The sequence below is a fragment of the Nocardia jinanensis genome (assembly GCF_014645735.1).
Classification (GTDB): Bacteria; Actinomycetota; Actinomycetes; order Mycobacteriales; family Mycobacteriaceae; genus Nocardia; species Nocardia jinanensis.
On record NZ_BMMH01000004.1, the window covers coordinates 356,072 to 381,234 of the forward strand.

The following is a 25,163-nucleotide window of genomic DNA, read 5'->3' on the forward strand; positions in this document are numbered from 1 at the left end:
CGAGCCTAGGGTGTGGGTATGGCTGGGTTCATGCCCCGCACCACCCGGCAATTCGAGGGTACGAACAATGGCAATCACCGAAGTCGGTGTCTACGCGCACCTGAGTCCCGCCGATGTCGAAGCGCTCGGTCTCGACCTCGACGCGATCCGACGTGACATCGTGGGGAAGCGGGGCGCTCGGGACGCGGCATACATCCGCCGCACCATCGCCGCGCAGCGGGGTCTCGACGCGGCCTCTCGTCTGATCATCGCCGTGAGCCGGCGCGGAACGGGCTGGGCGCTGGGGACTGCCGGACTGGCGGTGGCCAAGAGTATCGAGAACATGGAACTCGGTCACAACGTCTGTCACGGCCAATGGGATTGGATGAACGACCCCGAAATCCATTCCGGTACCTGGGAATGGGATATGGCCGGGCTGTCGTCGCAATGGCGCTACGCCCACAACTTCCGTCACCACATGTACACGAACGTGGTCGGCATGGACGAGGATATCGGCTTCGGCGTGATGCGGGTGACCCGAGACCAGCCGTGGCGGCCGCGGCTGCTATTGCAGCCGCTGCAGAATCTACTGTTGGCGGCGGTGTTCGAATGGGGTATCGCCCTGCACGATCTGTACTCCGAACGCGATCGCGCGATCACCTCCGAGGGGAAGACCGCGGAGACCAAGGCGTTCGTGAGGAAGATCGGCAGACAGGTCGGCAAGGATTATGTGCTGTTCCCGGCGCTGAGCGGGCGGCGATGGCGTCGCACCCTCGCCGCGAACGCGACAGCCAACCTCGTGCGCAACCTGTGGGCGTATCTCGTGATCTTCTGCGGGCACTTTCCCGACGGCGCGGAGAAATTCTCACCCACTGTGGTCGAGGAGGAGACGAAGGCGGAATGGTATCTGCGGCAGATGCTCGGCACCGCCAATTTCGACGCCGGTCCCGCGCTGGCGTTCCTGAGCGGGAACCTGTGTTACCAGATCGAACACCATCTCTTCCCGGACCTGCCCAGCAACCGCTACGCCGAGATAAGTCACCGGGTGCGGGCGCTGTGCGATGTATACGATCTCCCCTACACCACCGGCCCCCTGCTGCGCCAATACCTGCTGACCCTGCGCACCATTCACAAACTCGCCCTGCCGGACAACTTCTTGAAAGCCACCAGCGACAACGCACCCGAGACAGCTTCGGAGAAAAAATTCCACGGCTACAACCAATCCGGCAACAGCGACTCCGGCGGCTCGATCGGCCGTCGGGGCCTGCGCTCGGCGCTACGCGCGATAGCGGCGCAGTCGAGGCCGGCCGGACGAAGAAAGGTGAAAATGTGCGGATCCGAACCAGCGGGCCTCCGAGTACCTCCCCGGAGCCCTGTGGAGGCGGGTTACCTCCGTCGGGCAGCGATATGAGGCCGTGCTCATGAATACGGTCACCGTCTCCTACGCGCATCTGTTCCGGCTCAGTGACGAGTGCGGGATCTTCGAGCACGCGCGGCTCACCGAGCCCCTCGTCGAATACGGGTACTGCGTAGACGATGTCGCACGCGGCCTCGTCGTCGCCGTTCGCGAACCCGAGCCCACGCCGGCGTTGCTCGACCTCACCAGGGTGTATTTCGACTATGTGATCGATGCGCTGACGCCGGACGGACGTTGCCACAATCGGCGCGGATCGGACGGGCACTGGCAGGACGAACCGAGCCTCGACGATCATTGGGGCCGGGCGTTGTGGGCACTCGGCACCGTGGTCGCACACAAGCCCGACCTGGCGCAGACCGCGCTGGCGCGGTTCATGGTCGCTGCCGAGCAGCGGCCCCTGTCCGCTCGCGCCATGGCATTCGGCGCTCTGGGTGCGGCCGAGGTCCTGCGCGTGTATCCGGAAAACCGTTGTGCACGTAGATATTTGGACTATACAAAGGATCTGATCGGTGCACCGGCGCGCCGGTTGGACTGGCGCTGGCCCGAGCCGCGACTGGAGTATGCGAACGCTGTATTGGCCGAAGCGTTGCTCGCGGTCGGCTCGCTGCCCGGTAAAGAGCGTATACAGGCGGACGGATTGGCGATGTTGCGCTGGCTGCTCGAGACCGAGACAGCCGGTGATCACCTCTCCGTCACCCCGATCGACGGTTGGGCGAGCGGGGAACCTCGGCCCGGCTTCGATCAGCAGCCCGTCGAGGTCGCGTGCCTGGCCGACGCCTGTGCCCGTGCCTACGACACCACCGGCGACCAGCGTTGGAAGGATGCCGTCATGCTGTGCGAGGCCTGGTTTCGTGGCGTGAACGACATCAGCACTCCGCTACTCGACCCGGACAGCGGCGGTTGCTCCGACGGGCTGGAACATACCGGCCGCAACGAAAACCAAGGCGCCGAAGCGACACTCGCGCTGATCTCCACTCAACAGCAGGCCCGGCGATTGGCGCAGGAGCCGTCGTAGCCGACGTACGACCCGGCATATCCCTCGACCGGTCGATCCGACGTCTCGGACGAGCCCCCGAACCGAATTCCATGGTCGGCCGCAGCAAGGCCGTGACAGGAGTATCGATCATCACGCCACAACCGAACGCGTTCGATGCTCGTCGGCGGGAGTCGTCGACTCGCCGCCTGCGGCTGGAATTGGATGCCGCGGACGAAAAGGCCGACGGTGTGTGGTGGCCGTACAGCCGGGATCTCGTCGCGGAGCTCGCGGGTCTGTTCACGGTGCTGCAGCCCGGCTTCGGACACGTCCGGCGCGTGATCTATCACCTCGATGAATGGTCGACCACGCCAGGGGAACTGGAAAGCGCCGGACGGCGGATTCGGCTCGACGGTTACCGGCATCGGCCCGCGCGCACGCTCGATATCGCCGGGGCCGGCACTACGCTCACCCTTCGGCTCATCACCCCGGCCGCGGACGCCGATATGAGCGCGGTCCGGCAGCGCTGGGATTCCGAAGGCGGGGCGGGCCCCGATATCGAAGCGTGGCTCAGGGCCAGGCGCCGTTCGGCGCCGCGGCGGGGCCGGTGAGCGGGCCTGGTCCGAGTGTCGGTACGACAAGTGGCCGGCCGGGGCGTCCGACGGTGGTCGGTATCGTCGCGCGAGCCTCGGATCTCGGTCGGTGCGGCGGGCATCGGAAATCACACCGCAGTGCGATTCCGTCTCATACCAGGGGATTACCTCGAACGAGAATCCGGCCGATAGCTTCGGTGTATAGAATTCGCCATCCCGACCCGTCGCCCCGAACAGTGCCCGCTGGATCAGATCTCCGATCTATATCGCCCGGTGGGCATCGAACGGGCGGAGGCGGGACCCCGACCTACTCTCAGGAAGATCTATGACGACACCGGCCTTGGCTACTGAGTCATCTCCACGGTCATCGCGGCGCAGCGGCGCCGACGGCGATTACGCCCGCTTGCTGCGCCGGATCTCCGCCGCGGGACTGATGAACCGGCGTCCCGTCTACTACGCCGTTCGGCTCAGCCTCGTCGGTATCGCGTTCGTGGCAGGCTGGGCGGCGTTCGTCCTGGTCGGCGATTCGTGGTGGACGCTCATGGTCGCGGCGTTCATGGCGGTGTCCTTCGCTCAGGTCGCGCTGGTCATGCACGATGTCGCGCACCGCCAAGTCTTCCGGCTGCGACGGCCGACGGAGATCGTGGGCCGAGTCGTCGGCAACGCCGGCATCGGCCTGGGCTACGGCTGGTGGCAGGACAAACACACCCGCCATCACGCCAACCCGAACCACGAGGAACTCGATCCCGATGTCGCGCCCGACGTTCTGGTCTGGTCACAACGCCAGGCCCGGGCCAGCCGAGGTCTGACTCGTCTCATCGGGCGGGCACAGGCGTACCTGTTCTTCCCGCTGCTGATGCTGGAGGGCCTGAACCTCCACGCGGCGGGCGTGCGGGCGCTCAGGAATCGATCGGTCAAACACCGCGCGTTGGAGGGTGCGCTGCTCTTCGGCCACTTCGCCGCCTATCTGGCCGCCTTGTTCGTGATGCTGCCCGCCGATAAAGCCTTCGCGTTCCTCGCTGTCCACCAGGCACTGTTCGGCCTGTACATGGGCTGCGCTTTCGCCCCGAACCACAAGGGCATGCCGACCCTGACCGGCGACGACCGCCCGGACTACCTACGCCGCCAGGTGCTGACCTCTCGCAATGTCCGGGGTGGCGTGCTGACCGACCTCGCCCTCGGCGGGCTCAACTATCAGATCGAGCATCACTTGTTCCCAAGTATGCCGATGCCGAATCTGCGTCACGCCCAGGTGATCGTCCGCGACTACTGCGCCGAGATCGGTGTGCCTTATCACGAGACCGGGCTGATCGCCTCCTATCGTGAGGCGCTGCGGCACCTGCATCAGGTCGGCGCACCTCTCCGCGCTGGCGATTGATTTCCGGGCACCGTGCCCGGTCGATCCTGGAGCGGCTCGAGGACTCCTCGAGCCGCTCGCTCGAATCATCGAAATTCGTGCTCACCCTCGAGGCCGGTCGGCCTCCGACCGCAGAAACGATGATGCGGGGCCCGGCCCGTCAGCGTTTCATCGCCCGAGGCCGGATCCACCACCGAATCCGGCCTCGCGGTGGCTGGTTCAGTAGTAGACGCCGGCGAGCATGCCCAGCATGTTCAGAAAGATGATGTATTTCAGGAAGCCAGGCATAGCGATCTCTCTCGATTGTCGGTGCCGGTCGTCGAACGGCGTCCACTTACGGATCATCGTTCGAGTCCCGCAAATCATTCTTGAACATCTGCGCCGCTTGATCTTTCGACAGGCGATGCGGATTCGTTACAACGCCCCCGTCCTGCTGCTCCACCACCTGGAGTGCGCACCCCCGGTCGTCGCGCCCGGCGGTGTCCGGAGCTGACCGCCCCGTCCTCCGGGAACCGGGCGTTGATCCCCGGGCGAGCGAGCTCGCCGACCATTACCTGCGGCCCATGGACGAGCCCGAGACCGACCGAACGGGTGGGCGAGCACGACTGGATCGTTATCGGTGCATCCGACCCGGCCGATACCACAGTGATCCTGCTACACGCGCAGACCATTGAGACGGTCTGCTACGACACCGACGCCTGAGACTCGAACGTCGAGGACAACTTCGTCCTCGTCGAGGAATCCTGGCGGTCGAATATCCGCGACCGACCACCGGGCGGAAAGCCGAGCGGTGGCAGTGCTGTTCGCCCGTGCGCGTTCACGGGAAGAACGCACCCGATTATGTCAGGATCGGCCCGCTGGGAATGGGTGCCGGTAACCGAAATCGGAATACGCTCGGGTGGTATCGGAAAGTCGAATCGTCCTCGTTCTCGAGGGATTCCCACTGTTTCATGTTCGGAAATTGTAAATTCCGCGGTGGTGCAGTCCTGAAAGGGAACCGTCCTGACGGTGGTCCCGGTGGAGCGGGTGCACGGACTGCGGTATCGGAGCGAGTACGCACGTCACCGCAGCTGTGTGGCGTGTTCGGAAACGTCTGGTGAAGGGCATTATTTGCGTAGGTGGCCCCCTGGCCACTGCCGTTCCGTCCGTGCCTGTCGGTGTGGTCCGATGCGTAGCTATCGGTTGTGGGTGGCTACGCGCGCGCCCCGAATTTACATTCTCCGTAGTTGAGTAAATCGCTACGACACGGTTAGCGTGGATTTGCTGGTGGGTGATTCTGCTCAGTATTCGATCAAATTCGTGTGGTGGTGGGAGCAGGCGAAATACGGCCCGTTTCCGCGGCCCCGGTTCAATCGGAGATGTGGGGAGGAGCTCATGGCGGTAGAGAGAAGCCTCACCGATATCGGTCTCCGGGCGGTCAGGCGTCTGAAAGACGCGACCGCCGGGATAGCGTTGGGAAAGGCGGACGATCTCCACGGGCGGGCGGCCGCACAACGGGGTGCGGTTGGAAAGTTCGAACACGACAGCGAGCTTGCAGAGAAACAGTCGGCGCTCCAACCTGGTGATCAGGGTGTGGACGCCGATGGGAGAACGCCCTCTGGGCGGGCGTTGTCGGATTTCACTCGAGAGGCAGCGATGCGGTCCAGGTTGCGGGACATGGAGCGAAAGCGGTGGAAGCTCGCGCAACAACTGGAACAGCGCCCGAATGCGTGGGAAGGACTCCGCACCGAAAGGCTGGATCGAGCCGAGCTGGAGCACCGCAGGCTCAACGCCGAGGTCGAGGACATTGTCGAAGCTCGGAGGGCCTGGGGAGCGCAGCCGTGGGAGGTTGCCAACAGTCCGCAGCGCATCAGGGAATTGCGGGATTCGGAGAATCGGCGACAGCAGGCGCGGGATCGGGTGGAGGCGCTGAAACTCCGGCGGGAGGAGCTGCGCGCGGAGCTGGGGAAGCTGCGGGGTGACGTCACACCGGAGGACAGGTCCGGGGCGGCCCGTGCCGGTGATCAGCAGAGCCGGGTGACAGCGGAGTCGCGGTTACAGGATCTGGAAATTCGTTATGACGACCGGACCGCCGCCGGGTTGCGGGATCTGAAAGGCGCGCAGCAGAACGTCGAGTGGATGGTGGGAGAACTGGCGAAGCAGCAGAGCGGGCTGGAGCGAGACATCGGACGGTTGGAGGGCGAACTGACGAAGGAACAGGAACGTCTGGCAGAGCGGCGAAGTCAGCAGCCGCAACAAGTCTTGATCGCGGCGCAGGGGATGAAGATTCCGGACCGCCCGGAGAGACCCGGGCAGAAGAGCGAGGGGCAGGAGCGCCAGGACAAAGAGCAGAAGCAGCAGGACAAGGAACAGAAGCAGCAGGGCAAGGAGCAGGACAAGGAACAGAAGCAGCAGGACAAGGAGCAGGACAAGGAACAGAAGCAGCAGGACAAGGAGCAGGACAAGGAACAGAAGCAGCGGGACAAGGAGCAGAGCAAGGAACAGAAGCAGCGGGACAAGGAGCAGAGCAAGGAACAGAAGCAGCGGGACAAGGAGCAGAGCAAGGAACAGAAGCAGCGGGACAAGGAGCAGAAGGAGCGGGACAAGGGGCAGGAAAGCCAGGAGAAGAAGGATAAGAGGGCCGCCAATTTGCGGTCGGTCGGTCTCGCTGGCGTTGGCATAGCGGCCGGGGCCGCAGCTGCTGTCGGTTTCAGCGCTGCTATCGATGCGGGTTCGGGGGACAGCGCTGGTGATGCGGATTCGGACGGCGCTGGTGATCAGGTTTCGGGGGATAGCGCTGGTGATGTGGGTTCGGTGGGTGCTGGTGATGTGGGTTCGGTGGGTGCTGCTGCCGGTCCGGGCTATGTGGGAGGCGGTGCCGCGGTGCCCACCGGTGTCGAGCCAGGATCAGCACTCGGTTCCGACCCCGTTTCTGCTTCTGGCATCGGCTTCGACGGCGACTCATCGAGTGGCCTTTCGGAAGAGAACGCCCGTGCCCAGAACAACCTGCCGTCCCCGGGGAGCTTCGGAACAGACCCAGCCGCCCTCGGAACTCCGCTCAGCGGGGGACAAGGATTCGATGCGGCCAGTCTGTTACTGCCGTTGATGTTGTCGAATCTGTCGGATCCCGGGCCGGCCGATCCCGGTCCGGACGAAGGTAGCGAAAACGATTCCGATCGGTATCACGATTCCGATCCAAGTCGGGGAGCGCAGCCCATCACCTTGCCGCCACCCGCGCAACAGGCGGTCACCACGCCGTGGTCCCGTCAGGCGTCGGCCGATGAGACATCGGTGGCGGATCCAGGACGGCAAGCCGGTGAGACCGCCCCGCGGTCTGTTCTGCCTTCCTCTCCCGCGGGGCCTCCAGACGACCGTCGGAGCGTCGTGTACACCCACACCGGAGACGGCGTGACCGAGACGGTGTCGGCAAGCGTCGCCGCCGCCTACGAAAGGGCATACGGCAACAAGAGCGCTACCGATGCGAAGGCTGCTTACACCGGTACAGACGCCGAATGGGCCGACGAGAAGATCTTGGAACCGGTCGACCCGAACGATCTGATGAGCGGCGACGTCATCACATTCGACAACGGATCGGCGATGATGCGGGTTCAGAACGAGGAAGGCCACCCCGACGGTGGCAAGGTGGATGTCATCATCAAGGGCGAGCTGACGCCGATCGAGGCTGTTATGGCGGAGGGTGCGGGAGAGCTCGGCCGGTTCGCCGGTTTCGGACACCCTCCCGGAATCGAACCGCCCGCGTCGGAGGGGCGGGACGCAGGAGCTGCTGTGCCGACGACAGGCGACCAGTCCGGTGATACGACCGTGCCCGTCTGATCGGAAACCGGAAGTGCCGCCGACCGTCTCGGGCACGCGTTCTCGGCACGCCCGTACGCGACCGGCATCTACTCCTGAGAGCCCGGGACGGTCGTCGCCGGGCATTCCGAACCGGCACCGGCGTCGCCGAGTCGGCGCCGGTTCGGAACCTGTCTCACAGCGGCAGCAGGTGATGCTTGCGCGGGTAGCGGATGACCTTCTTATCGCGCAGCAGGTTCAGCGCGCGCCGGAGTTCCAGGCGGGTGGCCGACGGCTCGATCACGCTGTCGATGTAGCCGCGCTCGGCCGCGATCCACGGGGTCGCGACGGTCGCGTTGTAGAAGTCGATCATCTGCCGGCGCAATCCCTCGCGCTGTTCCTCGGGGGTGGCGTCGAGGACCTTGCGCTGGGTCAGGCCGACGGCGCTTTCGGCACCCATGACCGCGATGCGGGCGGTGGGCCAGGCCAGGTAGATATCGCAGCCGAGGGCCTTGGCGCCCATAACGGCCCATCCGCCGCCGTAGGCCTTACGGATCACCACGGTCACCTTCGGGACGGTGGCTTCCACGTAAGCGAACAGGAACCGGCCGCCGCGCTTGATGACGCCCACCTTCTCCTGTTCCACGCCGGGGAGGAAGCCCGGGGTGTCGACCACCAGGACCAGCGGGATCTCGAAGGCGTTGCAGATATGGATGAAATGCGCGGCCTTGTCGCTGGCCTTGGCGTCGAGCGCACCCGCCAGTACGGTCGGCTGGTTGGCGACTACACCCACCGGCTTGCCGTCGACGCGGGCGAACCCGGTGATCAGATTCTTGGTGGCGGCCGCACCGATCTCGTGGAACTCGCCGTCGTCGAAGATCCGCAACAGCACGTCGTGCATATCGTAGACCGCGTTGTCCGAATCGGGGACGAGCGTGTCGAGCGTCAGATCGGACTCGGTGACCGTCGGCTCCAGTCCGGGATTCACGACCGGGGGGAGCTCGACGGCGCTCGACGGCAGGTAGCTCAGATAGTTGCGGACCCACGCGAAGGCGGCCTGCTCGTCTTTGGCGACATGGTGGATATTGCCGTAGCCGGCCTGGTTGTAGGCGCCGCCCAGCTCCTCCATATCCACTTTTTCGCCGATGGCGTCCTCGATGATCTTGGGTCCGGTGACGAACATATGCGCGCTCTCGGTGGCGACCACGACATCGGTGCAGATCGGCTGATACACCGCACCGGCCGCGCAGTTGCCCAGGATGAGCGACACCATCGGCACTGCGCCCGAGAGCGGTTCCATCATGGTCGCCAACTCGCCATACCAGCGCAGCGAGGTGACGGCCTCCTGGACCCGCGCACCGCCGGAGTCGTTGATACCGATCAGCGGGCAGCCCATCTTCCCCGCGAGTGCCATGATCGCGGCGACCTTGCGGCCGAACATCTCGCCGATAGTGCCGCCGTACACGGTCTGATCATGGGAGAACACGGCGACGGGCCGGCCGTCGACCAAGCCTCGCCCGGTGACCACACCATCGCCGTAGAGGGCGTCCTTGTCGGCGGGATTGCGCACGAGAGCACCGACTTCGATGAAGGTACCGGGGTCCAGCAGCATATCGATGCGGTCGCGGGCGGACGGTATGCCTTTACGTGCTCGTTTGGCGGCTCCCGCCTCGCCGGCCGGTTCCTGCGCGATCTCGAGCTTCTTTCGCAGGTCGGCAAGTTTTTCGGCGGTAGAACTCATCTATAACTTCCAGTTTTGTCAGCAGGAATACCGCACCGGGATCGGGGGCGGTAGCCACCGTACCCGGACCCGTGATCGTCCGGGTTTGTGAGCTCTCACCGATTGCTTTCCGCGGACCGAAAACGGGTCGTGCACCGTGTCGGCGGATGGCGTCGACCCGTCAGTGCGGGAAGATCGGCCGCCCCCCGGCTACCTGTTCTCCACGGTTCTGGCGAGGATGCCGAGAGTGGCCCGCAGTCCGGCCTCGGGAATGATCGGGAAGATTCCCGCTTCCCGGTAGGGCTGCGCGATCTGACTCCAGTCGTAGTACGACGTCACCAGGGTGCCGATCTCGCTGGGCGCCAAGCGGTAGCCGTAGCGGTGTTCGATCGGCGGCTGGATTGTTCCGGAGATCGTCCACTCGATATGGGAGCCCTGTTCGAACGCGGTGATGATCACCGTGACGTCGTATTTCCCCATAGGGAAGTCGTTGAGCGATTCACGATCCATATGCACGACGAACTCGTCCCCCACAGCGGTGACGAGCTCGCCTTCCGCGGACTGGAGCATGCCCGAACTGTCGATCGCCACATGACCTGCGGGCGAGCACAGCAGGGCGAAGATCTCGGCCGGTTGGGCCGCGATCTCGCGTTGGACCTCGAACCGTTCTTCACTCATGAGAACCACCCTCGCACAAATCGTCATGTGGCCGTCGACCGGCAGGGGCTCGTACCGCGGCGGCGAGGGTGGATCGCACCGTGTCGCAAGGCGATCCACCCTTCACGGGCACCGGGCCGGCCGTCCTACCGAGCCGGGCCTGTCCGAGTCGGGGCGTATCTATCCGTGGTGGGCTTCGGCGGTGGCTTTGAGCTCGGCGAGCCAGGTCTCGAGACCGGCGCCGAGGAAGCCGGTGGAGGTGGGTACGTCCGCCTCGACCTGTGCGCCGTTCCAGTTCTCTTCGGTGCGCACCAGGACGCCGCCGTCGACCTCGGTGAAGTTCCAGACGTGTGTGCCGTTGTCGATGTGCACACCCTCGCCGACGGCGGGGCCGGTCCAGCGGATGCACTTGTTCTGCTCGAGCTGCTGGACCGAGGATGTGATGGACAGTGTGGTGGCGGGGGAGAGGGTGGTGGCCGGTACCGGAGTGGTCCACCGGAACTGCGAGCCCGGCTGCAACGGGCCCTGATCCAGGCGCTCGATGGTCGCGACAGCCTGCTGCCACTCGGACCAGCGCGCGACATCGGTGTGCAGGTTCCACACAGTGCTCAACGGTGCGTTGATCACCGTCTCCGCGCGGTAGTGGATCGGGGCGGATTCGTCGATGCCCTGCCCTTGGCACGTGAGAGCCGCCGGGTCGGTGGGCGCGGCGGAGCCGGTGGGCGCGGCGCTCGGTGCTGCCCGGCCGGCCTCGGCGGGGCGAATGTCGTCATCGCTGCCGCATGCGCTGACGGCCGTCAGCGCGACCGCCGCGAGCGGGATCAGGAACAGGGCGCGGCGCTTACCGGACCGGCGGCGGATCTGCGAATTGGACATGGTCACTCCTCATTTCATGGGCCTGAGCCGACTGCCTCCGAGTTAGTGCCACTCGGATTAGTTAGAAGCTATAACGAACTTGTGTGAGTGTCAATAGTGAAAGTGATAGGGTCTAACAAGTGCGGAGACGATGACCGGACACAAGGAGGCCGACGATGGGAGCCAGGGCAACGGGTTCGCGCGAGCGCTATCGGACCCAGGTGCGCGAGGAGATCAAGCAGTACGCGTGGGAGCAGATCGCCACGGCCGGTGTCTCCGCGCTGTCGCTCAATGCGATCGCCAAACAGGTGGGTATGAGCGGCCCCGCCCTGTACCGCTATTTCGCCAGTCGCGACGAATTGATCACCGAACTCATCCGCGACGCCTACCGAAGCCTCGCCGACGCCCTGGAAGCCGAACTCGACTCCGGGTCCGGCGTATCCGGCCTGGCCTACGCGGTGCGGGACTGGGCCCTGCGCGACCCGCAGCGGTACTTCCTCATCTACGGCACGCCCCTCCCCGGCTACCACGCACCCGAGGACACCACCGCGATCTCGAACCGGATCATGGTGGTGCTGCTCACGGCCTTCTCCGCACTACCTCCGGCGCCGCAGCCGACACCTTTCGACGTCCACCTCGAAAGCTATCGCCGATGGGCGGGCGACGCCTCTGTACCGGCGTCGACGTTGCGCCGCGCGTTGTCCTTCTGGACCCGGCTGCACGGCGTCCTCTCCCTCGAACTCGCCGGTCAATTCACCGGAATGGAGTTCGACCCCGCCCTCCTGTTCGCCGACGAGCTGAACACCCTTCTTCCCGCCGGCCCGACAGGCTCGTCCGGGTCCTGAACCGCCGAGAGCCCCGCGACCACCGAGCGGATCATGCCTCCCCGGTGCTCATCGGTCGCCGAAGAAGGCCCGGATATCGTCGACGAGGAGTGCGGGCTGCTCCTGGGCCAGGTAGGCGCCGGCCTTGTCGATCTCGGTCCAGCGGGCCACCGTTGTGTCGCGGTCGGCGAATCGGCGGACGGTGACATCGCCCGCCGCGACGACGAACGCGGTCGGCACGGTCACCTGCGGCTTGGGCGCCCACGCTGTCGGGTCGTGGGCCAGGTCGTGGTAGCTCTGTGCGATCGAGCCCGATGTGGCGGTGAACCATTGAACGCTGACATCGGTGAGCATCCGGTCCCGGGAGATCGCCTGTTCGGGCAGGTCGGCCTGCGGGTCGCTCCACTCTTTGAATTTCTCCACCACCCAGGCCAGCAACCCGATCGGCGAATCGTCGAGACCGTGCGCGATGGTCTGCGGTCTGGTCGACATGATGATGTTGAACCCGATCCCGTCCCGCATGAATGTGTCGATCGTCGCCATCCGTCGTTGCTCGTCCTCGGTCAGACCGTCGACGTTCTCGTCCGGCATCGCGACGTAGGCGTTGACGTGCAGGCCGGTCAGCCGGTCCGGCACCTGGCGGCCCAGTTCGAGGGACAGGTTCGCCCCGCCTCCACCGCCGTGCGAGCCGAACCGGTCGTAGCCCAGCCGTGTCATCAACTCGGCGAATGCGGCCGCGGTGCGCGGCACGGTCCAGCCGGTATCGGTCAGCGGAGTGGAGAACCCGAAACCGGGCATGAACGGGATCACCAGGTGGAAGTCGCGCGAGAGCGGCTCGATCACATCGAGCAAACCCATTGCGCCACCCGGGTTGTCGTGCAGCAGCAACAGCGCTTTCGCTTCCGGCCGCTCGTTGCGGATGTGCTTGAAGTGGATCCGCTGACCGTCGATCTCGGTGGTGAACTGCGGCCACCGGTTCAGCTCCGCCTCGGCCTTGCGCCAGTCGAATTCATCCCTCCAGTAGTCGGCCAGCCCGCGCAGGTAATCCACCGGGACTCCGCGGCTCCAGTCCGCGCCCGGCAGGGCGGGCGTCCAGCGAGCCCGGGCCAGACGCTCGCGGAGATCGTCCAGATCCGGCTGCGGAATATCGACAACGAAGGGGTGGATGGCGCTCATGAGTTCTCCTTTGGAACGGAATGTTTCCTTCCGTCATTACTATAGCGGAATATTCCGTTCCGTTTCAAGTCCGGACTCGTGACGCGTGCTCGATGCCGTGTTCCACCGTTACTCGGACCGCCGACCGTTTCGAGATCGCCGATCTGTTCACCCGCTTCGCTCGTCTACCCGACGAGCGGCGGTGGGACGACACCGGCACCATTTTCACCGGGTGCGGTGCGCCCCGCTCCGGTGGCAGCGCCGCGGTCAGTCGATGGGGAATGTGGTCCGGGAGAGCTGCTCGGAGATCTCCCAGATGCGAGCGGCGTCCTCGGCGCTGCGCAGCGGCGGGTACAGCCGTTGTTCGGCGGGCGGGCCGCCGAGGTGGCCGGGGCCGCCGGGTCCGTAGAGGCGGCCGGCTTCGGCGCCGGGGTCGGTCGCGGCCAGGAGGGCGGGCAGTGTCGCGGTGTCGACGGTGCCGAGCAGGATGCCACGGGCCGAGAGCGCCCGGATCAGGCGGACCTGGGGGGTGTCGCGGTTCCGGCCGAGCTCGGGGCGGGCGGCCAGGAGGCTGGTCGGGGCTACTCCGGGGTGGGAGAGGTTGCTCGTGATGGTCCAGCCACGGGCCTTGCTACGGCGGTCCAGCTCGAGAGCGAACAGGCCGAATGCGATCTTCGACTGGCTGTAGGCGCGCTGCCCGTTGTAGCCGCGATCCCAGTTCAGGTCGTCCCAGTTGATCGTGCCACTCCGCGCGGCGATGCTGATCTGTGAGGTCACCCGGGCGTGGCCGGCGCGCAGCAGCGGAAGAATATGCCCTACGAGGGCGAAGTGGCCGAGGTAGTTGGTGCCGAACTGGAGCTCGAACCCGTCGGCCGTGGTCTGCCGGGTCGGCGGGGTCATCACTCCGGCGTTGTTGACGAGGAGGTGGACGGGCTGCCCCTCCTCACGCAGGGCGTGGCCGAGGGCCACGACCGACGCCAGCGAAGACAGGTCGAGACTGCGCAGCGAGAGCTTCGCGTCCGGGTGACGCTGCCGGATCCTCGCGATCGCGTCCTCGCCCTTCCCGGGGTTCCGGACGGGCATGATCACCTCCGCGCCGGCCCCGGCCAGTCGCGCGGCGATACCCGTTCCCATCCCGTCGCTGGCGCCGGTGACGATCGCGCGTTTTCCGGACAGGTCGGGCACGGTGATATCGATGGGTCGACGTGGCATTGTTCTGCTCCTCGTATCGGTGTGGGCTGTGGCGCGCTCGGGCCGCCCGGGTCGTTCGTCGGCTTCCACACCCGGGCCACGTCATCGAGCGTGGGCCGAGAGCAGCGGCTTATCCAGGACCTCTCGATCACAGGTTCGCCAGGTCACCTGTCGACGCGGACGGGGGGATCGGCGATCCGTGGATACCGCTGCTCGCGGGCGGTAGAAACGAAGCAGGACCCGAGTAGAAGGAGCGCCATGATCGACCGCACCGGGCTGGCGGAGTTTCTCCGTAATCGGCGTGGGGCACTGCAACCCGAAGATGTCGGTCTCCCGCGCGGCCCACGTCGCAGGACCGATGGGTTGCGGCGCGAGGAAGTCGCGGCCCTGTGCCATATGTCGGCCGATTACTACTCCCGGCTCGAGCGGGGACGCGGTCCGCAGCCGTCGCCCCAGATGCTCGTATCGATCGCCCAGGGGCTGCACCTGTCGCTCGACGAGCGGGATCACCTGTTCCGTCTCGCCGGCCACAACCCGCCGACACGAGGGGTGTACAGCGAGCACATCAGCCCCGGCTTGCTGCGCGTCCTCGATCGCCTGAACGACACACCCGCCGAGATAGTCACCGAACTGGGCGAGACCCTGCGGCAGTCTCCGATGGGTGTCACGCTCACCGGAGACTCGACCCGCTACACCGGGCCCGCCCGCAGTATCGGCTTCCGATGGTTCACCGACCCCGCCGCCCGGGAGTTCTACGCGCCGGAAGAACATGCGTTTCTCACCCGGATGTACACCGCGGGGCTGCGCGAGATCGCCACCCTCCGTGGCCCCGATTCCCGAGCCGCGGAACTCGCCGACCTGCTCCTCGCGCGCAGCGCGGAGTTCCGGCGGGTGTGGGACGACCACGAGATCGGGATACGCCCCCGCGATGTCAAGCACTTCGTCCACCCCGAGGTCGGCCCCCTGGAGCTGACCTGTCAGCGGCTCGTCGACCCGGGCCAGGCGCATATGCTTCTCGTGTACACCGCCGTCCCCGGCAGCGAGAGCTACGACAAACTCCAGGTGCTATCCGTTATCGGAGCGCAGGTACTCGGCTGACGCCGAACTGCGCGGGCCCGAGTTCGACCGATACATCAGCCGCGGGTTTCGATTCGCAGGTCGCCGGCGGTCATATTCCGGATGTGATCACTGGCGAGCATAGGGTGCGGGAAGCCGAGTTCGATCGCGCCGGCCTCGTCGTGGCGGGCCGGTCGGGGGTCGGTGAAGTCGACCTCCGGGCGCCCAGATCGTCCTCCGGCCGCGGGGTACGGGCCCCGATGATCGGTGCCGTCACACCCGGGTTCTGTAGTGTCCAGGCCGGCCCGACCCGGCCGGCGTCCGGTCACCGGACTTTCGGTTGCACCCATCTGCGTATCGCGTCGAGAGTTGTTTCGGGCGAGGTGTTGAAACAGTACTTCACTCCCGGCGAGAGTGCGTTGACCACATTGACGATTCGCTCGAACAGCAGAGTGTGCTCGGGACTCACCCGCAACCCGGCGCCGATCATCACGACCGCGAAGGGCGTGTCCGCAGCGCACCCGCGGAGTACGGTTTCCGCTGTATCGGGATCTGCGGGTAGCAGACACGACACCACATCGAGCCCCGCATCGTGCAACGCGCGATCTCCCGCGGCGATCCTCGCGGTGAGTGTCTCCTCGTCCAGACCTGGTATCCGACTGTAGTCGAGTGCGGTGGGGTGTAACCCGACGGACAATATGGTCGTCGTCCCGCTGGTGACATTCATCGTGTCTGTGTCCTCCTGTTTCGAAATCCGGATGAATACAGCTGTGACCGCGACGATCAGTAGCGCGACGCCTATTACGATCAGCCTGGTTCGCGGGCCCGGTCGCCGGCCGGAGTGATCGCCGATCACCATGGGGTGCGACCGTTGCGGTCGAAGAAGCCACCCGTGGGCCCGGTGGACTCGATGCCGGCCAGATCGACAATGGCATCTGTACCCTCGGTGACCGTCTGGAAGCCGGTGTGACCGGTGAGGTCGGTCGCCGTGTAACCGGGGTCGACGGCATTGATCCGGATATCGGGGAGAGCGCGAGCATACTGGCTGGTGATCATGTTGAGCGCGGCTTTCGATGCCGGGTACCCGAGCGTGGGCCGCACGAGGCCGGCCAGGGCCGGGTCGGTCATGGTCGCTATGGATCCCATCCCACTGGACACCATGACGATCCTGGGATTCGGGCTGGCGCGCAGCAGCGGCAGAAACGCGTTCGTCACCCGAACAGCGCCGAGGACGTTGGTTTCGAACACGGCCCCGAGGTCGTCGGCCGGTGTCTCCGCCGGCGGGGTCGACGGCCCACCGACACCAGCGTTGTTGACGAGGACGTCCAGCTGCCGAGTGCGAGTCGTCACGAGATCGAGGGCCTTCTCCACTGATTCGTCGCTGGTGACGTCCATCGGGACGAATTCTGCTCGCAAGCCCGCCCGAGTCAACTCTCGTACTGCCGTGGTGCCGCGGTCGATGTCTCGCGCGGCCAGGAACACCTGCCAGCCCATAGTCGCGAACCGCCGTACGGCTTCTCGCCCCAGCCCCTTGTTCGCCCCGGTGACCAGAACAGTCGTCGCGATCGCGGTAGTTGTCATACCTGCAGCATCGCGATCGTCGAACCGTCTCGCCAGGACCGCTCACCCATGGGACCGGCAGTACCATTCCGTCGATCGGATACCGAGGGCACGATGGAACAATGAACAGAGCCGAGCTCGCGTCCGTGCTGCGTACCGCGCGCTCCCGGATCAAACCCGGGGATGTCGGACTGCCGTCGGGACAGCGCCGTCAGGTTCCCGGACTGCGGCGTGAAGAGGTCGCCCACCTGGCGGGGCTCAGTGTCGACTACATCGTGCGGCTCGAGCAGGGACGGGGGCCGAAACCCTCCGCGCACGTGCTGGGCGCGCTGACCCGTGCCCTGCGCTTCAACGACGAAGACCGCGATCTGGTGTTCCGGCTCAGCGGCTGTGAACCGCCGCACGAGGGATATGTCCCGACACTGGTGAGTTCCAGCGCGCTCCGGACGATGGACCGGATCACCGGCCACGCGGTGCTGGTGCTATCGGCCAAATCGGATGTGCTCGTGTGGAACCCACTCGCTGCCGCGCTGCTCGGAGACTTCTCCGAATGGCCGCCGCCCCGCCGGAACCTCATCTGGCAGCGATTCCTCGGCGGCGGCCTCGACCGGGTCGTACGGACGCCGGAAGAGGAGGCGGATTCCGCCGCTCACTGCGTGGGTTGTCTCCGCACGGCGCAGGCCCGGTATCCGGAAGATCCGGATCTCATGCGTCTCGTCGCCGAGTTACGCACCGGCAGTGGATGGTTCGATGATCTGTGGTGCGCTGGGCGGTCCGGTTCGATCCGCGCCACGACCGCGACGATCGACCACCCCGAGTTCGGCATGCTCACTCTCGACTGCGACACCCTTCTGGTACCGGACACCGACCAGACGTTCGTCATCTACTCGGCCCCGCCGGACACACCGGAAGCCACCGCGATGGACCTCATGCGTATCACGGGGATCGAACGATTCACCTATTGAGCGCAGGCATATCACTCGGCAACGACATCTGCGAAATATCGGCCCCCGCACTCCGCCGCACCCGGCCGATGTTCGGGTGATGGACTTTGCCGAGCCGGCCCGGATGTCGGACTCGTCGCCGGACATCTGGACTCGGCGGACTCGCAGAGGGGGCAGCCATCGTGTGTCGCCGCCGCCGTCGGATATAACCACACCGGTCATAGGACTCGGCCCTGCGCCGACAAGTAGATGGGCCGCTCACCAGTGCGGATGATCGGTCCGCCCCAGGCCGCGCCGGTGATCATTCCTTCGCGCTGTATCTCGACGAGTCGCTCCGCGGACCAGTCGGCGCCGTCCCGTGAATATCCCATCGCTTGCAGACCTCGGCTGAAAGCTTCCGGATCCACTTTTCCCAGTGTGCCGAGCAGCGATGCGTCGAGCGGTTGATTCACGTTGTCCGCGACGAAGCCCGAGACGAGGATGTTCCCGTTCCCGACCGGCACCCGCTCCTGCATGATGAGTTCGTTGTCGGTCGCGGCTATCTTCCCCCGCGGACGCACCAGTGCCAGGGCATTGTCCGATGTTCGATCGGCGTGGGCCATGATGTAGTCGAAGGCGCCGACCTCCTGTCCGGCCGGGCTCCTGGTGTCATGGGACCCGCCTCGGTTCAGGACGTATTCCTGGAACGAGCCCTTCCCCAGTGGTCCGACGAAAGTCCTGGTGGGTGGGACAACGCTCAACCCCAGTAAGAGGCTCGCATCGTAGGCATGCGCTTCGTTTTCGGTGTACTTCTCGTTCTCGCGCCATTTGTAGATGCCGACCGGAGTGCTGTCGTAGGCGACGAGGAAAGCATTGTTATGGTGCAGATCGGTGAATCTCAGTTGCTCGCGCGGGGGCAGATTGTGGATACCGACCGGCCGGCTGGGATCGAATGCCGATGTGGCCGGATTCTTTTCCCGAACTGCGCCGCCACTCATCGGGCCGGACGCTGCCCGGCTTCCCTTCGTATTCAAGGCGTCGACCACCCCGTCCACCCCGTGCAGGACCTGGGCGCGGGAACGCGTACCGCTCGCCATCGCTGAGGCCGCCCTACCGAGGTTCCAGGTCAGCGTGTCGGGGAGGACCTGGCATGTTCGAATGAGTTTCGAAGGGCCGAACATTGTTTACCGCACCGCCTCTGTAGGTCGTGCGTCCACTGTGCACGGCCGCCGCAATGCTGCCGCCGCGCGGAGTTGCCACCGTGGCCGACTCGCGGGGCTCATCGTGGGGTGCGTCGTAGATCGGTGAAGAACTGGTGGCCGATCGGCGTCCAGCGTCCGTGTTCGGCGAGGGTCGCCAGCCCGATGGTGAGATCGGCGGTGAACTGTTCTTGTCGCTGCCGCACGAGAGCTCGTTCCCGATCGTCGTCAGGGCGATAACGGCGCATCGCTTCCGCGAGGCGTGCGGCGACCAGCGTCGCGTGCAGTACCCGGGTGAGCGGGCGAGCGACGGGCCGGAACGGGGAAGGGGCGCGGTCGGATCCATTGGTGAGCAGCTTGTCGACAGCCATCCGAGCTACCAGCTCCAGATGGGTGGCTTCGTGGACGAGAAGCTCGTAGAGCACGACGGGCCGGGTGAGTCCGGCGCGCAGGAATACGGCCCCGTATATCTGGGTCAGGGTGGCCGATGAGGAAGCGCGGGCCGAGCCCTTCGTCCAGCGGATCTCCCGCACCAGGGTTTCGGTGACACCGCCCATCTCCGGCCAGCTGCCGGCCAGCAGGGTGAGCGCGTTTCGCGTGCCGTCGAGGGTCGCCGGTCCGGGTGTCACGGATTCCAGCTCGACCGAGAGGCTGTCGTTGCGCCGCTGATCGTCGACGAATTTCTCCAGCGCGTATTCCACCCACCGGGGCGGGGTATCGCCGATGGTGGCCAGATCGAGTGGCGGAGGCGGCCCGGCCACGATCCGCTCGAGTTGCGCCACCGCCCGGTGAGCCGTGGCGAGCCGGCTCCGCTCGTCGGCCAAACCCACGAAGTGGGCGTGAGCGAGTCCCGGTGTGGTCCAGTCGGAGTCGGCCAGAGCCGGTAGCAGGGTTTCGACGCGGGTCGCGAGCCGCGGATCCCCGGGGTGGAGGAGGGCGATGCAGGTGTCGGCGACCTGTTGGTTCAAGGCTGTGCTGTAGAGGCGCCGGAGCGCCCGCCCTCCGTCCGGCGACGGGAGCCAGCGGCCGAGATCGCCGTCGAGTGGAGTTGCCGCCGAACGGAGAGTCATATCGGTTTCCGATCAGGTCCGCGAACTATCGGCCGCCGGCCTCGTGGACACTGTCTTCGTCGACGATACCACCATAAATATTGCTGAATCCGTCCATATCGTCGAGAGACAGATCGACATTCACTGATTTATCGAACATGGCATCACTCCAGAATCGTGGTGATAAAGACCCCGTCAGACTAAGGCGCTCGAGCTGCGAAAACGATGTCCGTCTTGCCACTCCTGGCGACAATGCCATCGAATGTGCAATTTGCACAAACCTCTACGAGGATTATGTCCTCGCGGCATATTGCCCGAGATCGAACCGCTGGCTAGGCTCGGATTACGCTTACTGTGGAATTCTGTAAACTTTCTATTGATTCGTCCCACGGAAAGTGCCGGATTGGACCGAAATTCGCCCGGTGATATGCCCATCAGGAATTTCCCTCGTATCGCGATACCGTCGAATTCCATGGCTATCGGCCGTACCGGTTCTCCGAGTCCGAGAACCGGTACGGTCGGCCCGAGTTCAGCGATACCGCTCGAGGCGCGGGCAGGAGCCCGGCCCCTCCCCGGGATACGAGTGTGCGCCGTGGCGGTGGGGATCAGTGCTCTGTACACATCCGGCCGGCGATTCCAGCCGGTCCGAGTTCTCGTGCTGAGTCGTGATGGTCGCGGCAGCCGGTGTCGGTGGGGATCGGATCGGATCCGGGACGGGAACGTACGCCGACGCGTCGGCGGTCGTATCGAGGTGGGGTAGATGGTCGCGTTTCCGGAGGGGTTCCCGCCGGCGTGGTGCGAGCAGGTGATGGGGCCGTATCCGCAGGGGGACGCGGGCGAGATGTGGGCCGGGGCGGCGGCGTGGTCGGCTGCGGGGGATGCGTGCCGGGCCGAGGCGGATCGGCTGGAGGCAGTGGGGACGTCGGTGCCGGGGCAGTTCGGTGGTGCGGCGGGTGGGAAGTTTCAGCAGCTGGTGGCGGAGTTGGAGGCGGAGAAGCGCCGGCAGGCCGAGTTCTGTGCGAGCTTGGCCGCGCAGTGCCGGGAGGCGGCGTTGGGGACCGACCTGGGCCAGATCACATGGCGGTGTATGGCGTTGGTGCTGATGGTCGAGTTGGTGGCGGATATGTTCCTGGCGGGGGGTGCGCCGGTGGCGGCGGCGGCGCATCGGGCGGCGGCGCGGGCCGGGTGGCGGATGGCGTTGACGCGGTTGGTGGCGTCGTTGACGTTGTCGGGGCAGCGGTTCGCGGGGTCGCGAGTGGCGATATCGGTGGGTGCGGGGGTGTCGGGCGCGGGGCTCGGTGGCGGGATCAATTGGGGTGCGCAGGTATGGCAGCAGGTTCAGGGGCGGCGTGCGGAGATCGATCGGCAGTCGGTGGTGACCGCGGCCGGCGGCGGTGTCGCGGGTGGTGTGGCGGGCGCCGGGGTGTTCTCGCTGCGGTCGGTGAACGCGGTGCTGGCCCGGCTGCACGGATCGGGTACCGGGGTGGGGACCGCGGGCGCGGCGTTGTTCGCGGGTGGGGTGTCGGGTGTCGCGGGTGGGGTCGGTGGTGCGGTGGGTGCGGCGGGCGTAGCGAGTGCGTATGCGGGGGCATGGGCGCCGCCCCGGGAGAACGAGATGTGGACGAGCATGGTCAATGGTGTGCTGGAGGGGCTGTTTTCCGGTGGCGCGCATACAGTGCACGCTTATCGCGACGCCGCCGGCTCGCGAACTCCGGCGTCCGAGGCGGCCGGTTCGGACGAGCGGAACCCTGGTGACCTCGACGGCGCTATCGCTCGCCGGCTGATCGCCGCCGGCTTCCCGGACTCCGTGCCCCATGCGGCGGCCGGGCACCCGGCCCGCACCAGCACTGCTACTCCTTTCCCGCGCGCGGACGACCTCACCCGTACTGCCGTCCAGGGCACAGTTGCCGAAATGATCGATACCCGCGCCGTATCGACGGCCGCCCCCGGGACCGGGCACGCGATCGCGGCGAACCCGTCGTCCGCAGCCCGCCTCGACGACTTGCCCGGCGCCCGAACGGGTGCCGACCCGGCTGCCGCCTCGGCGATCAGCGGAAGCACGCGCGGCTTCGGCTCCGCGACGATCACGGCGAACCCGCTCGTTCCAGATCCCGCGGCCCAGGTCGCAATGGCTGCAACGGCCACGACCCCGCTGATCGGTCAGCTGCCGGGCGTTGCGGCGGACACCCCGCCTGCCGTCGGTGGACCGGGGGATACGGGCACAACGGTAACCGCCGCCGCCGATATCGACCCGGCCGTTGCGCCCCACACCGGTGCTCGATCTGCATATCCCGATACAGCGTCCGCCCATACCTGCCCCCCGATCGAACCCGCGGCATCCCGCTGGACTTCGACAACCACCGACTTCCCCGGCCCTCGCGGAGGCACCCCGTGGTCGCGTGAGCACATCGCCGAGCCTGCCCCGATCGAACTACCGCCCGCCGCGCACACCACTCCTCCCCGGTACTCGCCTACCGCCGCCTTCTCGGCCGAGGTCGCAACCGGCGCACCGGTATATGCCGCGATCCCAGTAGCTGCTCCGAATTCGTCCGACCCCACCGCCGCCGCCTCAACCGGCCGCCGCACCGCAGCCATGCTCGGCACCGCCGAGTCCGCGGTACGTGCCCGGCTCACCCGCGGATCCACCGAAACCAGCACGATCATCACGCCATCTCGTACCGCACCACCTACCGGCAGCCGGACGACACCCGAACCACGAGGAAGCGCCACACCACTGGCCGGCGACGTATCGCCGCGCGGCGAATCCGAATCCGGGGCCGGAAAGCCGCCCACGACAACCGAAACGAGCTCCATCCTCGCTCCCGGCGGCGCAGAGGCTGCCGCCGCCGGTGGTGATGGTGGTCGTGATGGCGGCGGTGGTTCCAGAGGAACCGGCGACGGATCTCGGGGAGGTGGTGACGGTTCCGGGAGCGCCGGCGAGGGTCGCGACGGTTCCGGTGACGCCGCCGGTGACGACCAGGACGGGGCGAGCGAGGCTGTGCGGCCTACAGTCACCGCGCCCCGGACCGTCGCCCGGACCGGTGAGCATCCGGGCCGAGAGCTCAGGACACTGCGTGCGGCCGCCGGTCTCACCCAGACGGAGATAGCGAAGCTGGCCGATATGAGCCAGCAATCCATCAACCGTTACGAGAACGGATCGGCGCCGGCGCCGGCGCATGTGGTCGAGGCGTACCGGCGCGCGGCTCTGCGGGCCGGCCCCTCACGCGCCCGGGACATCGCGGTGAGTGTTGTGCACCTCGACAACAAGGAACTCGGCGCGCGGCTCGGCCGGCTGCGCACTACGGCCGGTCTCACGCAGACGGAAATGGCGGTGCGGGCCGAAACGCGTCAAGATGCTGTCTCGAGGTTCGAGCGGGGAGCGCGGAGACCGCCGCCCGAGGTCATCGCGGCGTATCTCGATCTGGCCGCTGACGTCGATACTGTGCAGGAAGTGAGCGGGTTCGCACCCGGTCCCGCCCCAGCCGAACAGACCGTCGGCACAGCTTCCGGCTCCGATGTTCGCGACCCTCTCGGTGATGAACTGCGCGGTATCCGCCGGCACCATGGTCTGACCCAATCGGAGTTCGCTGACCTTCTCGGCGTCGACCGGTCGACGATCAGCACCTGGGAGACCGGACTGTCCCGGCCTTCTCCGGATAATCTGTGGGTGTTGATCCGCAAGACGGCGATACCGGCGGAGACGGTGAAAACCCTCTACGAACGCCACTATCCGGACGCCGCGCCCAGTCCGCTGATACCTGGGATCGACGGCCCTCCCGACACATACTCCCAGTGGGCCGGTTGGCTCCGCGGTCTCCGGGACCGGTCCGGAATGAGTCAGCTGGAATTCGGACGGCTCATCGGCGTCGGGAAGGCAACGATCTGGGCATGGGAGATCGGCAGATACCAACCCCGGTTGAAGAACCTGCGGACGCTCAGGGATGCGACCGGGATGTCCAGCGGGACACTCCGTGCTGCGATGGAACACTTCTCCGGGAATCCACCGGTAGACCGCGATCCACCGGAGTGGGAGCAGCGATTCTGGGATCTGATCGCTACCCGGCCCGGCTCCGCGGAAGAACGGCGACTTCTGTACGGGATCACCGAAACCTACCCGTACACCATCTATTCGACGAAGATCGTCACCCTGCCGGAATTCATCCGGTCCACAATCCCCAGGCGCACCGATCCATCCCGGCACGACGACCTCGCCCAGCAGATGCACATAGCGATATGGCGGGCGGCGGCAAACCACGATCCGATGCTCGGCCCGTTCGAACGGCATGCGGCGAAAACTGCCCACGCCACTGCTCTGCGCGCCTATCACGAGGACAAGTACCCGAATGTCGACAGGATGACCCGCACCGCAGTAGTTTCGATCGCCGGGTACCGTCGGCAGCATCCGGGCATATCGAACGGCGATATCGATGAATTCGAGATCGCGGCGCGATCAGGGATAGATCCGGATCGCGTTCGCGAAGCCCTGCGAATCCTGTGGCGGGAGCCGGTCGTATCCACGGATGCGCCCCCACCCGAGGAGCGCGCGGAGTTCCAGCTCGCTGATCAATCGGCCCACGCGGACAACACAGACCTGCGCATGACTGTGCAACAGGCACTCTCGGCCGAACACAGCCGTCCCGATCTGGCGGAAGAGCTGGTGGTGCGATGCTTCCTGGGCAACCAACCGGTGGACGAAGCGGCCACAGAGCTCGGGCTCGAACGGCTCGACGCCCAGGGAATTCTCGACGAAGCCGTCCCGATTCTCCGAGAGGCGCTGGCCGACCGGGCGGATATGACGTGAATTGTCGCAATCGCTTTGCCGGTATCGCTCGGTCGTTCGCGTCGATGGTCGTTTCGAGGTGAGTTGGTTGGTCGCTCTGCCCG

Annotated in this window: 18 protein-coding genes; 9 read left to right on the forward strand and 9 right to left on the reverse strand. The window is 66.1% G+C overall.

Annotation, left to right across the window (positions count from 1 at the left end; all coding sequences use genetic code 11):
• Nucleotides 1-67: 67 nt before the first annotated feature.
• From IEY68_RS12880 to IEY68_RS12900, 5 genes are all read left to right on the forward strand, one after another.
• Nucleotides 68-1,390 carry a fatty acid desaturase family protein gene (locus IEY68_RS12880; RefSeq protein ID WP_082681204.1) on the forward strand — a complete coding sequence of 441 codons (1,323 nt, stop codon included), beginning with the start codon at nt 68-70 and terminating at the stop codon, nt 1,388-1,390.
• 10 nt (nt 1,391-1,400) lie between these two features.
• Nucleotides 1,401-2,411: a hypothetical protein gene (locus tag IEY68_RS12885; RefSeq protein WP_058853960.1), complete on the forward strand. Its 1,011-nt coding sequence runs from the start codon at nt 1,401-1,403 to the stop codon at nt 2,409-2,411.
• Nucleotides 2,412-2,503: 92 nt separating this feature from the next.
• Entirely contained in the window at nt 2,504-2,980 is a 477-nt protein-coding gene (locus tag IEY68_RS12890) for a DUF5994 family protein (RefSeq protein ID WP_156426082.1), read from the forward strand.
• A gap of 307 nt (nt 2,981-3,287) precedes the next feature.
• The gene (locus IEY68_RS12895; RefSeq protein WP_058853958.1) at nt 3,288-4,340 is read left to right on the forward strand and encodes a fatty acid desaturase family protein; all 1,053 of its coding nucleotides are present in this window, start codon (nt 3,288-3,290) and stop codon (nt 4,338-4,340) included.
• A gap of 1,878 nt (nt 4,341-6,218) precedes the next feature.
• The gene (locus IEY68_RS12900) at nt 6,219-8,132 is read left to right on the forward strand and encodes a hypothetical protein (RefSeq protein ID WP_189094230.1); all 1,914 of its coding nucleotides are present in this window, start codon (nt 6,219-6,221) and stop codon (nt 8,130-8,132) included.
• Between the two features lie 154 nt (nt 8,133-8,286).
• Here IEY68_RS12900 and IEY68_RS12905 read toward each other — a convergent pair whose 3' ends face one another.
• From IEY68_RS12905 to IEY68_RS12915, 3 genes are all read right to left on the reverse strand, one after another.
• The gene (locus IEY68_RS12905; protein ID WP_058853956.1) at nt 8,287-9,831 is read right to left on the reverse strand and encodes an acyl-CoA carboxylase subunit beta; all 1,545 of its coding nucleotides are present in this window, start codon (nt 9,829-9,831) and stop codon (nt 8,287-8,289) included.
• Between the two features lie 189 nt (nt 9,832-10,020).
• The gene (locus IEY68_RS12910; protein ID WP_058853955.1) at nt 10,021-10,488 is read right to left on the reverse strand and encodes an SRPBCC family protein; all 468 of its coding nucleotides are present in this window, start codon (nt 10,486-10,488) and stop codon (nt 10,021-10,023) included.
• Between the two features lie 159 nt (nt 10,489-10,647).
• Nucleotides 10,648-11,343: an SRPBCC family protein gene (locus IEY68_RS12915; RefSeq protein ID WP_058853973.1), complete on the reverse strand. Its 696-nt coding sequence runs from the start codon at nt 11,341-11,343 to the stop codon at nt 10,648-10,650.
• Between the two features lie 155 nt (nt 11,344-11,498).
• Here IEY68_RS12915 and IEY68_RS12920 point away from each other — a divergent pair, with 155 nt between their 5' ends.
• The gene (locus IEY68_RS12920) at nt 11,499-12,167 is read left to right on the forward strand and encodes a TetR/AcrR family transcriptional regulator (protein WP_058853954.1); all 669 of its coding nucleotides are present in this window, start codon (nt 11,499-11,501) and stop codon (nt 12,165-12,167) included.
• A gap of 48 nt (nt 12,168-12,215) precedes the next feature.
• Here the strand turns inward: IEY68_RS12920 and IEY68_RS12925 are convergent, their stop codons facing one another.
• Together IEY68_RS12925 and IEY68_RS12930 are read right to left on the reverse strand one after the other, a co-directional pair.
• A complete protein-coding gene (locus tag IEY68_RS12925) occupies nt 12,216-13,322 on the reverse strand; it encodes an epoxide hydrolase family protein (RefSeq protein ID WP_063001091.1) in 1,107 nt (368 codons plus the stop codon).
• 246 nt (nt 13,323-13,568) lie between these two features.
• Nucleotides 13,569-14,513, reverse strand: coding sequence for an SDR family oxidoreductase (locus IEY68_RS12930; RefSeq protein ID WP_058853952.1), 945 nt, complete (start codon nt 14,511-14,513; stop codon nt 13,569-13,571).
• 237 nt (nt 14,514-14,750) lie between these two features.
• Between IEY68_RS12930 and IEY68_RS12935 the strand changes: the two genes are divergently transcribed.
• The gene (locus IEY68_RS12935) at nt 14,751-15,590 is read left to right on the forward strand and encodes a helix-turn-helix transcriptional regulator (protein ID WP_058853951.1); all 840 of its coding nucleotides are present in this window, start codon (nt 14,751-14,753) and stop codon (nt 15,588-15,590) included.
• Nucleotides 15,591-15,873: 283 nt separating this feature from the next.
• On the opposite strand, the gene IEY68_RS12940 is transcribed toward IEY68_RS12935, so the two are convergent.
• Together IEY68_RS12940 and IEY68_RS12945 are read right to left on the reverse strand one after the other, a co-directional pair.
• A complete protein-coding gene (locus IEY68_RS12940; protein ID WP_058853972.1) occupies nt 15,874-16,275 on the reverse strand; it encodes a hypothetical protein in 402 nt (133 codons plus the stop codon).
• 125 nt (nt 16,276-16,400) lie between these two features.
• Nucleotides 16,401-17,129 (reverse strand): SDR family NAD(P)-dependent oxidoreductase, encoded by a 729-nt coding sequence (locus IEY68_RS12945; RefSeq protein WP_058853949.1) that lies wholly within the window; start codon nt 17,127-17,129, stop codon nt 16,401-16,403.
• A gap of 101 nt (nt 17,130-17,230) precedes the next feature.
• Here IEY68_RS12945 and IEY68_RS12950 point away from each other — a divergent pair, with 101 nt between their 5' ends.
• Nucleotides 17,231-18,073 carry a helix-turn-helix transcriptional regulator gene (locus IEY68_RS12950; protein WP_058853948.1) on the forward strand — a complete coding sequence of 281 codons (843 nt, stop codon included), beginning with the start codon at nt 17,231-17,233 and terminating at the stop codon, nt 18,071-18,073.
• A gap of 197 nt (nt 18,074-18,270) precedes the next feature.
• Here IEY68_RS12950 and IEY68_RS12955 read toward each other — a convergent pair whose 3' ends face one another.
• Nucleotides 18,271-19,128: a hypothetical protein gene (locus IEY68_RS12955; RefSeq protein WP_058853947.1), complete on the reverse strand. Its 858-nt coding sequence runs from the start codon at nt 19,126-19,128 to the stop codon at nt 18,271-18,273.
• 182 nt (nt 19,129-19,310) lie between these two features.
• Nucleotides 19,311-20,300: an aKG-HExxH-type peptide beta-hydroxylase gene (locus tag IEY68_RS12960; RefSeq protein WP_058853946.1), complete on the reverse strand. Its 990-nt coding sequence runs from the start codon at nt 20,298-20,300 to the stop codon at nt 19,311-19,313.
• Nucleotides 20,301-21,039: 739 nt separating this feature from the next.
• Here IEY68_RS12960 and IEY68_RS12965 point away from each other — a divergent pair.
• Complete coding sequence (locus tag IEY68_RS12965; protein WP_058853945.1) at nt 21,040-25,080, forward strand: helix-turn-helix transcriptional regulator; 4,041 nt, start codon at nt 21,040-21,042, stop codon at nt 25,078-25,080.
• Nucleotides 25,081-25,163 lie beyond the last annotated feature (83 nt).